At 70.8% G+C, this 13,969-nt stretch carries 10 protein-coding genes; all 10 read left to right on the top strand.

Features of this window, described 5'->3' with window-relative positions; genetic code table 11:
- Position 1: 1 nt before the first annotated feature.
- The 10 genes from BJF85_RS03585 to BJF85_RS03540 all read left to right on the top strand — a co-directional run bounded on the left by BJF85_RS03585 (position 2) and on the right by BJF85_RS03540 (position 13,933).
- Positions 2-550 (top strand): DUF3558 family protein, encoded by a 549-nt coding sequence (locus tag BJF85_RS03585; protein ID WP_083665892.1) that lies wholly within the window; start codon positions 2-4, stop codon positions 548-550.
- A 192-nt stretch (positions 551-742) separates the two neighbouring features.
- Positions 743-1,975 carry a DUF3152 domain-containing protein gene (locus tag BJF85_RS03580; protein ID WP_255375361.1) on the top strand — a complete coding sequence of 411 codons (1,233 nt, stop codon included), beginning with the start codon at positions 743-745 and terminating at the stop codon, positions 1,973-1,975.
- Between the two features lie 97 nt (positions 1,976-2,072).
- Positions 2,073-3,251, top strand: coding sequence for an adenylyltransferase/sulfurtransferase MoeZ (gene moeZ / locus BJF85_RS03575; protein WP_075845822.1), 1,179 nt, complete (start codon positions 2,073-2,075; stop codon positions 3,249-3,251).
- Between the two features lie 335 nt (positions 3,252-3,586).
- Positions 3,587-4,393 (top strand): TIGR02569 family protein, encoded by an 807-nt coding sequence (locus tag BJF85_RS03570; RefSeq protein ID WP_075845753.1) that lies wholly within the window; start codon positions 3,587-3,589, stop codon positions 4,391-4,393.
- Positions 4,394-4,526: 133 nt separating this feature from the next.
- Positions 4,527-6,671 carry a molybdopterin oxidoreductase family protein gene (locus BJF85_RS03565; RefSeq protein WP_075845752.1) on the top strand — a complete coding sequence of 715 codons (2,145 nt, stop codon included), beginning with the start codon at positions 4,527-4,529 and terminating at the stop codon, positions 6,669-6,671.
- Complete coding sequence (locus tag BJF85_RS03560; protein ID WP_075845751.1) at positions 6,668-8,134, top strand: FAD-dependent oxidoreductase; 1,467 nt, start codon at positions 6,668-6,670, stop codon at positions 8,132-8,134. Before BJF85_RS03565 ends, BJF85_RS03560 begins: the two co-directional genes overlap by 4 nt.
- A gap of 201 nt (positions 8,135-8,335) precedes the next feature.
- Positions 8,336-9,730, top strand: coding sequence for a NarK/NasA family nitrate transporter (locus BJF85_RS03555; protein ID WP_075845750.1), 1,395 nt, complete (start codon positions 8,336-8,338; stop codon positions 9,728-9,730).
- A 185-nt stretch (positions 9,731-9,915) separates the two neighbouring features.
- A complete protein-coding gene (nirB, locus tag BJF85_RS03550; protein WP_075845749.1) occupies positions 9,916-12,435 on the top strand; it encodes a nitrite reductase large subunit NirB in 2,520 nt (839 codons plus the stop codon).
- Complete coding sequence (nirD, locus tag BJF85_RS03545) at positions 12,432-12,818, top strand: nitrite reductase small subunit NirD (RefSeq protein WP_075845748.1); 387 nt, start codon at positions 12,432-12,434, stop codon at positions 12,816-12,818. The genes nirB and nirD overlap by 4 nt, the downstream gene beginning before the upstream one ends.
- Entirely contained in the window at positions 12,815-13,933 is a 1,119-nt protein-coding gene (locus BJF85_RS03540) for a uroporphyrinogen-III synthase (RefSeq protein ID WP_075845747.1), read from the top strand. Before nirD ends, BJF85_RS03540 begins: the two co-directional genes overlap by 4 nt.
- The last annotated feature ends 36 nt before the right edge of the window (positions 13,934-13,969 follow it).

The raw sequence follows: 13,969 nt of genomic DNA, 5'->3' as shown, positions 1-13,969 counted from the left end.
CGTGGTGGCGGCCACTGTCGTCGGCATGTTTGCCTTTTTGGGGGCAGGATGCTCGCCGGACGAAGAGGGGTCTGCACGGCCCGAGGGAACGGCATCGCCCGCTCCTTCGGCGCCGTCATCGCCTCAAGGTGGCGATGCGGGAGAAGCCCTGGCCGGTCTTGAGCCCTGCCAGCTGATCGGTGCTGATCAGCTCGCTGAGTTCGGAGACATGGCACCTGGTCAGCCGGAGAACGTCGGCACGGCGCGTGACTGTCGCTTCGACCTGGCCAACAGGGAGTCCACAGAACGCACCTTGCTGATCAGTGTGGGAATCCGGGATCAACAAGGTATTAGCGATGCTCAGGATCGTGGGAACGGCATCGATCACGGAGAAGTTGACGGGCGTCAGTTCGCACGCATCCCGAGTACCGGGAGCTGCACCGTTGCCATCGGTGTGACCGAGAGCTCGAGGGTCGACGTCTACGCGGGCACCACGGACGGCACGGAAGAAGCTTGTCGCATTGCGGATGAAGTCGCTGCAATGGTCGAACCCGAACTGCCGCAGGGTTGACTCGACCCGGAAGAGGGCGGGCCTACCGGTGGGGCAGTGGGAGTAGGGCGGTGTCCTTCGGACGGGTGATGCACGTGTCGTCCGGGCGGCCGTCGTCGGCCTGGGCGGTCACCCGCCGCGAGCGTCACATCCCCGGATCCGGGGTGGCGTGCGTACCGCCCACCGTGTGGCAGTCTTGACGACGTGGACAGGGTGTCGTACGAACCGCGGCGAGAGGGCTCGCGGACCGGTCAGGCCGGCCGCGCCGGTGGTCGCGACGGGCGCGGCCGATACGCCCGTTCGCGTCCCCTCGACGAGCGGTACGGCTCCGCGGCCCGGGGCGAACCCTTGCGCGCGTCCTGGCGGCCCCACGAGGCCCCTCGGCCCGCCGACGCCGACCCCGACGCCGCCGACGACCACATCGACGACGCCTACGACGACGACCCCGACACCGGCGGAGACCTCGACGATCCCGACAGTTCCGACAACACGGGCCGGCGCGGCAAGGGCCGCAAGACCCGTAAGGCCGCCGCGGAGTCCGAGGCCGAGGACAAGCCGAAGAAGCCCTCGCGCCTGCGCAAGGCCCTCGCCACGTACGGCTGGCGCGTCTACGCCATCCCGGTGCTGCTCGTCGTGACGGCCCTCGTCGTGGTCGACACGACCCAGAACGGCTCGGGCGACCCCGAGTCCGGCTCCGGCGGCTCGGCCTCCGGTGCCCCGTTCGGCGAGGCCGAGGGCGGTCCCGGCGTCAGCGAGATCCCCGCCGAGGCCCAGGACCTCAACATCCCCACGGCCGAACTGCCCGAAGGCCCCAGCTACACCGAGGCCGGCGAGGGTTCGTGGCACGTCGTGCCCGGCAGCAGCGATCTGATGGGCGATTCCGGCCAGGAGTACAACTACGTCGTCGACGTCGAGGACGGCATCGACCCGTCGAGCTTCGCCGGCGAGGACAGCTTCGCCCAGACCGTCGAAGGTGTGCTCTCCGACACCGAACGCGGCTGGGTCAGCACCGGCGAGGTGCGGCTGCGGCGCGTCGACGCCAGCGGCCCCTCACCCGACTTCCACGTGAGCCTCACCACCCCCGAGACCGCCAAGGAGATCTGCGGGGACGCCATTCCGTACCCGGTGTCGTGCTACCGCAGCGACCTCGACCGCGTCGTCATCAACCTGGCACGGTGGGTGCGCGGGGCGAAGGCGTTCAGCGCCGACCTCACCGGATACCGCTTCTACGCCGTGAACCACGAGGTCGGACACGCCTTCGGCAACGGCCACGTGGGCTGCGAGACCGAGGGCGCCGCGGCCCCGGTGATGATGCAGCAGAGCTTCGGCGTCGCCAACGACTACGTCGCCCGCCTCAACGACACCGAGGGCGGCGACTACGGCACCGTGCCCGCCGACGGCAAGACCTGCACCCCCAACGCCTACCCCAACCCCCAGGCGCAGTGACGCCCCGCGGTGTCCACATCGTGGACGCCGGGAAGGTTTCCTTCGCCGGAGCGGTTAAAACTGTAGGGACCGCGACAAGCGCGATATGGAGGACGTGATGTCGACTGCGCTGCCGCCGCTCGTCGAGCCGGCTGCCGAGCTCACCAAGGATGAGGTGGCTCGCTACAGCAGGCACCTGATCATCCCGGATGTCGGAATGGACGGGCAGAAGCGGCTGAAGAACGCCAGGGTGCTCGTGATCGGCGCGGGCGGGCTGGGCAGCCCGGCGCTGCTGTACCTCGCCGCCGCAGGCGTGGGCACCCTCGGTGTGATCGACTTCGACGTCGTGGACGAGTCCAACCTGCAGCGTCAGGTGATCCACGGTCAGTCGGACATCGACAAGCCGAAGGCCGTCTCGGCCAAGGAGTCCGTCGCGGAGGTCAACCCGTACGTCAACGTCGTGCTCCACCAGGAGCAGCTGACCAACGACAACGCGCTCGACATCTTCGCCGGCTACGACCTGATCCTCGACGGCACCGACAACTTCGCCACGCGCTACCTGGTGAACGACGCCGCCGTGATCCTCGGCAAGCCGTACGTGTGGGGCTCGATCTTCCGGTTCGAGGGCCAGGTCAGCGTCTTCTGGGAGGACGCGCCGAACGGCAGGGGCCTGAACTACCGCGACCTCTACCCCGAGCCGCCGCCCCCCGGCATGGTCCCCTCGTGCGCCGAGGGTGGCGTGCTGGGCGTGCTGTGCGCCTCGATCGGCTCGATCATGGTCACCGAGGCCGTCAAGCTGCTCACCGGCATCGGCGAACCGCTGCTGGGCCGGCTGATCAGCTACGACGCGCTCGAGATGAAGTACCGCGAGGTCAAGATCCGCAAGGATCCCGAGACCCCGAAGATCACCGAGCTGATCGACTACGAGTCGTTCTGCGGTGTCGTGTCCGACGACGCGCAGCAGGCCGCCTCCGACAGCACGATCACGCCCGCCGAGCTCAAGGCCAAGTTCGACGCCGGCGAGAACTTCGCCCTCATCGACGTCCGCGAGCAGCACGAGTACGAGATCGTCAACATCAAGGGCGCCACGCTGATCCCGAAGGACCGGATCCTGTCCGGCGAGGCGCTCGCCGAACTGCCGCAGGACAAGCCGATCGTGCTGCACTGCAAGTCGGGACAGCGCAGTGCCGAGGCGCTCGCCGCCCTGCACAAGGCCGGTTTCTCGAGTGCGACGCACCTCGGCGGCGGCGTTTTGGCATGGGCGAAGCAGATCGACACGAGCCTGCCTACATACTGATAGGCGACAACCTCGGTGCGCGGCTCGCGTGGCCGAGCCCGCCGGAGGTGTCGTCTGCGGTTGCCGGCTGAGACTTGCTCAGGCCATCTGGCCGGTTGCAGGGTGCGGCGGAGGCTCCGGATCGGAGAACCCGATCCGGGGCCTTCGTCTTTCTCGGGCCCGCCCGTCCGGGCACGCCGCTCTCGTCCTGTCACGGCCGCTCGGCTGTTCCGGGGACGCCGTGTCCCCCATCCGCCGCAGCGGGCCGCCGGCGGCTCCGGCGTGGCCCGTGACCAGCGTGTGACCTGGTGGGGGCGGCGCATCGGCCGTGCCGTGACGGCGGTAACGTCGGTGTCGTGGTGCCTGAACCCGAACGTCCACCGGAGCACGTGCGCGGCGCGTTCGGTCTCGGCGCGTTCGGCGAATCCGACCTCGAGCGGCTGCCGGGCTCGGGTGGCTGGCGCGTCGGCGACGTCGTGCTGCGCAAGGTCGCCGACCGCGCGCATGCCCTGTGGCTCGCCCGCACGTTCAGCGTCCTCGAGGTCCCCGGCCTGCGCATCGCGCGGCCCGTGAACACCACCGACGGCCGCTGGGTCATCGGCGGCTGGGCCGCCAGCCGCTACGTGGCGGGCCGCCCGGAGAGCCGCGCCGACGACACGGTGCACGCCGCCGTGCGCCTGCACCGCGCCACCGTCGACCTGCCGAAACCCGACTTCCTCACCGGCCGGCAGGGCATCGCCGCCGACGCCGAACGCATGGCGTGGGGCGAGCTGCCCGCCGACATCGACGAGGCGGGCGGCGGCCGCTGGTTCGAGATCCTCGCGCCCGCGCGCAAACCGCTCGCCGCGCCCGACCAGCTCGTGCACGCCGAACTGTTCGGCACGCTGCTGTTCGACGGCGACGCACCGCCCGCGCTCGTCGACTTCGTGCCGCACTTCCGGCCCGCCGAATGGGGCGCCGCGGTCGCCGCGATCGACGTCGTCGCCTGGGGCGGGGCCGACCTGTCGGTGCTCCAACGGTGGTCGCATCTGCCCGACTGGTCGCAGCTCTTGTTACGCGCGACGCTCTACCGGCTCGCGTACCACGCGCTGCACCCCGGCGCCGCCGACGTCGAGACCAGCCGCCTGCGCGCCGCCGCGGCGCAGGTCAGCGAACTGCTGTGACGTATCCCGCGTTCCTCACCGCCCGGTCGGCGGGCATGCGGAGCAACGTCAAACGCCTGAAACATCAGCGCATTTCCGAGTAACACGCGCTTCCTACCGTCGTCGGTAACCGGCGATTCGTAGGAGGTGCCCGTTGACGCTGACTGCCGTCACGCCCACAGAACCGAGCACCGAGACCGGTACCGCGACCCACTGTCCGTACTGCGCCCTGCAGTGCGGCATGGCCATCACCACCGAAGCGTCCGCGCCCGCCGAGCCGGTTTCGGCTCGGGTGGCGCCGCGCGAGTTCCCCGCCAACGGCGGCGGGTTGTGCCAGAAGGGCTGGACGTCGGCCTCGCTGCTCGACTCGCCCGCCCGCCTCACGACGCCGCTCATCCGCACCGACGGCGAACTCCGCCCCGCGAGCTGGGACGAGGCGCTCGACCTGATCGCCGACCGGCTCACCGCGCTGCAGGCCGAACACGGCGCCGACGCGGTCGGCATCTTCGGCGGCGGCGGGCTCACCAACGAGAAGTGCTACCTGCTCGGCAAGTTCGCGCGCGTGGCGCTCGGGACCTCGCAGATCGACTACAACGGCCGGTTCTGCATGTCCTCGGCCGCGGCGGGCGGCATGAAGGCCTTCGGCGTCGACCGGGGCATGCCCTTCCCGATGACGGACCTGGCCGAGGCCGACGTGATCGTGCTCGTCGGGTCGAACCCCGCCGAGACGATGCCGCCGTTCCTGCGTCACCTGCAGGGCGCGGCCGCCAAGGGCGGGCTCGTCGTCGTCGACCCGCGCCGGACGCCGACCGCGGAGCAGGCGAGCGTCCACCTCGCGCCCGCGCCCGGCACCGACCTGGCGTTGGCGCTCGGCGTGCTGCACGCCACCGTCGCCGACGGCCTGCTCGACGACCCCTACGTCCGCGACCGCACGTCCGGTTTCGACGAGACGTGGCGCATCGTCGCCGGGTACTGGCCCGAGCACGTCGAACGCATCACCGGCGTCAGCGCGGCCGACCAGCGCCGGCTCGCGCACCTGCTCGCGGGCGCGCGAAACGCCTACGTGCTCACCGCGCGGGGCGCCGAACAGCACGCCACCGGCGTCGAGACCGTCAGCGCGTGGATCAACCTCGCCCTCGCCCACGGCCTGCCCGGACGTGCAGGCTCCGGGTACGGCTGCCTCACCGGACAGGGCAACGGCCAGGGCGGGCGCGAACACGGCCAGAAGGCCGACCAGCTGCCCGGCTACCGCAAACTCACCGACCCCGCCGCCCGCGAGCACGTCGCCGGGGTGTGGGGCGTCGACCCGGACTCCCTGCCCGCGCCGGGCCGTTCGGCCTACGAGCTGCTCGACGCGCTCGGCGAACCGGACGGGCCGAAGGGGCTGTTGGTGTTCGGCAGCAACGTCGTGGTGTCGGCGCCGCGTTCGCAGCACGTCGCCGACCGACTGGCGTCCCTGGACTTCCTGGTGACCGCCGACCTCGTGCTGTCCGAGACCTCGGCGATGGCCGACGTCGTCCTTCCGGTCACGCAGTGGGCCGAGGAGGACGGCACGATGACCAATCTGGAGGGTCGGGTTCTGTTGCGCCGCAAGGCGATCGACCCGCCCGACGGCGTCCGCAGCGATCTCGACGTACTCGCAGGGCTGGCCGAACGACTGGGCCAGCCGGCGGGCAGGTTCTCCACCGACGCCGAGACCGTGTTCGACGAACTGCGCCTCGCCTCGGCGGGCGGGCCCGCCGACTACGCCGGCGTCAGCTACGACCGGCTGCGCGCCGGCGAGGCGCTGTTCTGGCCCGTGCCCGACACCGAGCACCCCGGCACGCCGCGGATGTTCCTCGACGCCTTCGCTCACCCCGACGGCCGCGCGCGGTTCGTGCCCGCCCGGCACACCGGACCGGCCGAGCCTCCGGACGCCGAGTTCCCGCTGCTGGCCACGACGGGCCGGGTGCTGCAGCACTACCAGTCCGGCGCGCAGACGCGGGTCGTGGCCGAGCTGGTCGACGCCGTGCCCGAGGCCTACGTCGAGGTGCACCCCGAGACCGCCGAGCGGGCGGGACTGGCCGAGGGCCAGCTCGCGGCCGTCGAATCGCGGCGCGGTCTTGTGACCGCCCGCATCCGCTGCGTGCCGTCGCTGCGGCCGGACGTCGTGTTCGTGCCGTTCCACTTCCCCGACGGGCAGCGGGCGAACCTGATCACCAACCCCGCACTCGACCCGACCAGCAGGATGCCCGAGTTCAAGGTGTGCGCCGCCCGGATCGTCCCGGCGGCCGAGTCCGAGAAGGACGGTGAGTCGTGAACCCTCGCAGAGTGCTCGTGCTCGGATACGGCATGGCGGGCGCGCGGCTCGCCGACGAGATCCGCCGCCGCGACCCCGACGGCGAGCGCGTCGCGTTGACCGTCGTCGGCGCCGAACCGCACGCCGCCTACAACCGCGTGCTGCTGTCGGCCGTCGTGGCGGGAACCATGCGACCGGAGAGCGTGCGGCTGCACGACGAGGACTGGGCGGTCCGGCAGCACGTCGATCTGCGCCTCGGCGCGGGCGCACGACGCATCGACCGTCCGAACCGGACGGTCGAGCTGACCGACGGCACCACGGTGCCCTACGACTCGCTCGTGCTCGCCACGGGCAGCAGGCCGTGGCTCCCTCCGGTGGAGGGCCTGCTCGCCGACGACGGCGACCTCGCCGAGGGCGCCATGACGTTCCGCACCCTCGACGACTGCGACCGCATCCTCGACGCGGCCGCCGTCGGCGCCCCGGTGGCCGTGCTCGGCGGCGGGCTGCTCGGACTCGAGGCTGCCCGCGGCCTGGCCGGTCGGGGCAACCGAGTCACCGTGGTGCACCCGGCCGGGCACGTCATGGAACGCCAACTCGACCGCGGCGCCGGCCGCGTGCTGACCAAGACCCTGCAGTCCGCGGGCATCGATTTCCGGCTCGGCCGCACCGCCGCCCGCTACCTGCCGGGCGACGGGCTGAAACTCGACGACGGCAGCCACGTCGACGCCGACCTGCTCGTCGTGTCGACGGGCGTGCGGGCCGAATCGGACCTGGCCTCCGACGCGGGGCTGGACGTCGACCGCGGCATCGTCGTCGACGACGCCCTGCGCACCAGCGACGGCCGCATTCACGCCCTCGGCGACTGCGCCCGGCATCGCGGCGCCCCCGGCGGGCTCGTGCAGCCCGCGTGGGAGCAGGCGTCCGTGCTCGCCGACCTGCTCACCGGCACCGACACGGCCGCGCGCTACCGCGGCACGTCCGTGGTGACCAGGCTGAAGGCGAAGGGCGTCGACCTGGCGGCCCTGGGCGAGATCGACCCGCCGGAGCCGGACGACGCCGATGCCGGTTCCGCCGACGAGACCGAGGTGGTCTGCGTCGACGACCCGTCCCGCGGGCGCTACGCCAAGCTCGTCGTCCGCGACGACAAGATCGCCGGGGCGATCGTGCTCGGCGTCCCCGACGCGGCCGCGACGATCACCCAGCTCTACGACCGGGGCGTGGCGGTGCCGCAGGACCGGTTGGCGCTGCTGCTCGGCAGGTCGCTGCCACCCGCGGCGGCGCCCGCCGCGAGCCCGGCCGACCTGCCCGGTTCGGCGATCGTCTGCCGCTGCAACTCGGTCAGCAAGTCCAAGATCATCGAGGCGTTCCGGGGTGGTGCGTCCACAGCGGACGAGATCGCCTCGGCGACCAGGGCCAGCACCGGTTGCGGCAGCTGCCGGGACGCGGTGTGCGGCATCGCCGACTGGCTCGCCAGCACCGGCTGACCCGGGTGCCGGCGTCCGCCTCGATACCCGAGAAGCCCGCAGGCGCCGATCTCACAGACCTACAGATCTCACAGACCGACAGCGGCGCGGTGAGAAGACGTTAGCGCGCACGCGATCCGCGACGAGTCCCGGTGAAATCCGCCGACCCTAGTTTCGGTTCACACACGCCGGCCGACGGCCACCGCGAGGAGGAACCCCACGATGTCCACACCCACCAGGCGCGGAAAGCGCTGGATCGAACACTGGGATCCCGAGGACGAACAGTTCTGGGAGGCCAAGGGCAAGACGATCGCCCGGCGCAACCTGTGGATCTCGATCTTCAGTGAGCACATCGGATTCTCGATCTGGACCCTGTGGTCGGTGCTCGTGCTGTTCATGGGCGACGAGTACGGCCTGTCGGCCGCCGACAAGTTCCTGCTCGTGTCGACGCCGTCGCTCGTCGGCTCGTTCCTGCGCATTCCCTACACGCTCGCCGTCGCCAAGTTCGGCGGTCGAAACTGGACGATCATCAGCGCCGCGTTGCTGTTGATCCCGACGATCCTGGCCGGTCTGGTCATGCAGCCGGGCACCCCGCTGTGGGTGTTCATGCTCGTCGCCGTCATCGGCGGTGTCGGCGGCGGCAACTTCGCCTCGTCGATGACGAACATCAACTCGTTCTTCCCGGAACGGCTCAAGGGTGCCGCCCTGGGCATCAACGCCGGTGGCGGAAACCTCGGTGTCGCGGCGATCCAGATCATCGGTCTGCTGGTGATCAGCACGGCCGGGCCGAACGCGCCGCAGATCATCTTCTTCATCTACATCCCGCTGATCGTGGTGGCCGTGGCGACGGCGGCGCTGTACATGGACAACCTGGCGAACGTGACCCGCGAGGGCAACGCGATGCGCGAGGTGATGCGGGACAAGCACTCGTACGTCATGTCGTTCCTGTACATCGGCACGTTCGGCTCGTTCATCGGTTACAGCTTCGCGTTCGGGCTCGTGCTGCAGACCCAGTTCGAGCGGACCCCGTTGCAGGCCGCGCAGGTGACGTTCATCGGCGCGCTGCTCGGCTCGCTGATCCGTCCCGTGGGCGGCTGGCTCGCCGACAAGATCGGCGGAGCGTCGGTGACACTGTGGACGTTCCTCGGACTGGCGGGCGGCACCGTGGTGTGCATCGTGGCCTCCAACGCCGATTCGCTCGCACTGTTCATGGCCGGCTTCATCGCCCTGTTCGTCATGTCGGGCATCGGCAACGGCTCGACCTACAAGATGATCCCGGCGATCTTCCACAAGCAGGCGCTGGATGCGATGAACTCCGGCGAGGCGCGCGACACGGCACTGGCGCGGTCCCGGCGACTGTCCGGTGCGCTGATCGGTATCGCCGGCGCCGTGGGCGCGATCGGCGGCCTGCTGATCAACCTGGCGTTCCGCGAGTCGTTCGCCGCGACGGGCGGCGGGGTTCCGGCGTTCCTGTCGTTCCTCGCCTTCTACGGCGTGTGCTTCGTCGTCACCTGGATCGTCTACATGCGCGGCGACGCGCTGAAGATGCCGCAGGCGCCGAAGCCCGACAAGCAGACCGAGTCCGAGGGTGCCGAACTCGCCACGGCCAAGGTCTGAGGCGAGAGCGGCGTTCGGACGAACTCCTCTCGCCTCGGGCGGAAGGCGGTGTGGGTTGGGGTGGCTGGACCCACACCGCCTTCCACCTGCGGAGGGAGTTCTTGGTAACGCCGTGGAAACAGCCGGGAAGCGTGCCGGATACGACGTCCGGTGACGATGGCAGCAGTACAGGTTAGGGGTGGCACATGAGTCGAACGTTGGTGGTCGCCGGGCACGGCATGGTGGCCCACCGCCTGGTGGAGGCACTGCGCGGCGACGACGTCGACGGAACGTGGCGGATCGTCGTCTTCGGCGAGGAGACCCGTCCCGCGTACGACCGCGTGGCACTGACCTCCTATGTGGACACGTGGAACCCGGACGACCTCGCGTTGGACGGTGCCGAGTACGCGGCCGACGACAACGTCGAACTGGTCCTCGGCGACCTGGTCACCTCGATCGACCGGGAGGCGAAGCAAGTCACGACCGCCAGTGGCCGGGTGCAGTCCTACGACGCGCTCGTGCTGGCGACCGGCTCGCGTCCGTTCGTGCCGCCGGTGCCGGGCAAGGACCTGCCGGGCGTGTTCGTCTACCGCACCATCGAGGATCTGGACGCGATCCGCTCCGCGGTGGAGCACGCACAGGAGCGCCGTGGCCGGCCCTCGGCGGCCGTGGTCGGCGGCGGCCTGCTCGGCCTCGAGGCCGCGAAGGCGTTGCGGGACATGGGGTTGTCCCCGCACGTCGTCGAGATGGCGCCCCGACTCATGCCGCTGCAGGTGGACGAGGGCGGTGGCGCGCTGCTGAACCGGCTCATCACCGACCTCGACGTCACCGTCCACACCGGAACGTCGACCACTGCGATCGAGCTGGACGGGGACCGGTTGCAGGCCAAGCTCGGCAACGGCACCGAGTTGGACGTCGACCTGCTCGTGTTCTCGGCCGGCATCCGGCCGCGGGACGACCTGGCCCGCGAGGCAGGCCTCGAGATCGGTGAACGCGGCGGCGTGCTGACCGACGAGACCTGCCGCACCAGCGATCCGGACATCTTCGCGATCGGCGAGTGCGCCGCGCTCGACGGCCGGGTCTACGGTCTCGTCGCCCCCGGCTACTCGATGGCCGAGGTCGCGGCCGCGACGCTGATGGGCAAGCAGGCCTCGTTCCCCGGCGCCGACACCTCGACCAAGCTCAAGCTGATGGGCGTCGACGTCGCCAGCTTCGGCGATGCGCACGCCGTGACCGAGGGCTCGCTCGAGGTCGTGGTGGGCGACGCCGTCAACGGCTCGTACAAGAAGCTGGTCGTCTCCGACGATGCGAAGATGCTGCTGGGCGGCGTGCTCGTCGGCGACGCCGAGGAGTACAACCTGCTGCGCCCGTTGGTCGGCAGCGAACTGCCCGGCGAACCGGCCGCGCTGATCGGCCCGGCCGGCGGCGGGGACAACGCCGTGGGCGTCGAGGCCCTGCCCGACGGTGCGCAGGTCTGCTCCTGCAACGCCGTCACCAAGGGCGACATCAACGCCGCGATCCACGACGAGGGCTGCGACAGCGTCGGCTCGCTGAAGAACTGCACCCGCGCGGGCACCTCGTGCGGGTCGTGCGTGCCGATGCTCGGCAAGCTGCTGGCCGCCGGCGGGATCGAGCAGTCCAAGGCGCTGTGCGAGCACTTCTCCCAGTCGCGGGCCGAACTGTTCGAGATCGTGCAGGCCACGCGGATCACGACGTTCAGCGAGCTGGTCTCGCGCTACGGCAGCGGTGCGGGCTGCGCGATCTGCAAGCCCGCCGTCGCGTCCATCCTGGCCACCCTCGGCAACGGTCACGTCCTCGGCGGGGAGCAGGCCGCGTTGCAGGACACCAACGACCGGTTCCTGGCCAATATGCAGCGCAACGGGACCTACTCGGTCGTGCCGCGGGTGCCGGGCGGGGAGATCACACCGGAGAAGCTGATCGTGATCGGCGAGGTCGCCAAGGAGTTCGGCCTCTACACCAAGATCACCGGTGGGCAGCGGATCGACATGTTCGGCGCGACCGTCGACCAGCTGCCGCAGATCTGGCGGCGGCTCGTGGACGCCGGGTTCGAATCCGGCCACGCGTACGGCAAGGCGCTGCGCACCGTGAAGTCCTGCGTCGGCTCCACGTGGTGCCGCTACGGCCAGCAGGACAGCGTCGGCCTGGCCGTCGAGCTCGAACTGCGGTACCGCGGGTTGCGCTCGCCGCACAAGCTGAAGTCGGGCGTGTCCGGATGTCAGCGCGAATGCGCCGAGGCACGCGCCAAGGACTTCGGCATCATCGCGACCGAGGACGGTTGGAACCTCTACGTCGGCGGCAACGGCGGCGCCATCCCGCGCCACGCGGACCTTTTGGTGTCCGGTGTGGACACCGAGGAGCTGATCCGGATCATCGACCGGTTCCTCATGTTCTACATCCGCACCGCCGACCGGTTGCAGCGCACCGCCGCGTGGCTCGACGAACTCGAGGGCGGCCTCGACCACCTGCGGGCGGTCGTCGTCGACGACAGCCTCGGCATCTGCGCCGACCTCGAGGCCGCCATGGCCGAGCACGTCTCCGGCTACCGCGACGAATGGCGCGGCGTGCTCGAGGACCCGGAGAAGCTCGCCAGGTTCACCACGTTCGTCAACGCCCCGGAGACGCCGGACCCGACGATCTCCTTCGAAACCGAACGTGAGCAGCCCGTTCCCGTGCTGCTGGGTGTCCCGGAGGTGGCAGGCCGATGACCATCCTGTCCGCGAACAACACCGAAACCGCCGGGGAGGCCGTCACCTGGACGGCCGTGTGCGAGACGAGTCGCATCCCGCGCGCCTTCGGCGTTGCGGCGCTGCTGGACGGCGACGTCCAGGTGGCGGTCTTCCGCACCGACGACGACGAGTACTTCGGACTGTCCAACATGGACCCGTTCTCCGGGGCGGCCGTGCTGTCGCGGGGGATCGTCGGCGACATCGGCGGGGCTCCCGTCGTCGCCTCGCCGGTCTACAAGCAGAACTTCGACCTGCGCACCGGTTCGTGTCTCGACGACGAGACCGTGCGGATCGACGTCTACCCGGTGCGCGTCGTCGAAGGCGTCGTCGAGGTCGGGGTCGCCGAGGTCAGGGTGAGATGACCGACGTCCTGCCGCTCGCCGGGTACGCCATCGGCATCACCGCAGCGCGCCGAGCCGACGAGCTCGGTGCGCTGCTGGTGCGCAAGGGCGCCACGGTGCGGTACGGACCCGCGATCCGGATCGTCCCGCTCGCGGACGACTCGGAGCTCTACGCCGCGACGAAGCTGCTGCTCGAACAGCCCGTGGACGCCGTCGTGGCCACCACGGGCATCGGGTTCCGCGGCTGGGTGGAGGCCGCCGAGGGGTGGGGGATGGGCGACGAGCTCATCGAACGCCTCGCCGCCACGAACATGCTGACCCGCGGGCCGAAGGCCAAGGGCGCCGTGCGCGCCGCGGGACTGTCCGAGGTGTACTCGCCTGCCTCGGAGAGCAACGCCGAGGTGCTGCAGCACCTGCTGGAGTCCGGGGTGGACGGACAGCGGATCGCGGTGCAGTTGCACGGCGAGCCGTTGCCGTACTTCGTGGACTCGCTGCGGGCGGCGGGCGCGGAGGTCGTCGAGGTGCCGGTGTACCGATGGGTCGGCCCCGCCGATCCTGCGCCGCTGGACCGGCTCATCGACTCGGTGCTCGACGGCGCGGTCGACGCGATGCCGTTCACGAGCGCCCCCGCCGCGGCGAGCATGCTGGCCATGGCGGCGCGCACCGGAAGGCACGCGGGTCTGGTCGACGCCCTGACCAAGCGGGTGCTCGTCACCTGCGTCGGCCCGATCACCGCCGGTCCGCTGGCGGCGGTCGGCATTCCGACGACCCAGCCGCAGCGCGCGCGGATCGGGGCGCTCGCCCGCACGCTCGCCGACGCGCTGGTGGAGCGTTCGCCCCGGTTGCACGCCGCGGGCCGCGACGTCGAACTGCGCGGCCAGGCGGCCATTGTGGACGGCGAGCTGCGCGAGGTCGCACCGGCGCCCATGGCGGTGCTGCGGGCGTTGGCCGAGCAGCCGGGCAAGGTCGTGTCCCGGCGCGAACTGACGACGGCCCTGCCGAGCGGCGGTGAGGAACACGCCGTGGAGACCGCGATCGGCCGGCTGCGGACCTCCCTCGGCGAGGGCCGCCTGGTGCAAACGGTCGTGAAGCGGGGGTACCGCCTCGCAGTCGCTACGGCATCGGAGGACGTGTGAACGACAATGCGGAGCTTGCGGAGCTGCGTTCACTAA

This window comes from Saccharomonospora sp. CUA-673, assembly GCF_001942305.1.
Classification (GTDB): Bacteria; Actinomycetota; Actinomycetes; order Mycobacteriales; family Pseudonocardiaceae; genus Prauserella.
The sequence above is the reverse complement of the archived record's forward strand: the minus strand, read 5'-3'. Positions and strand labels throughout refer to the sequence as shown.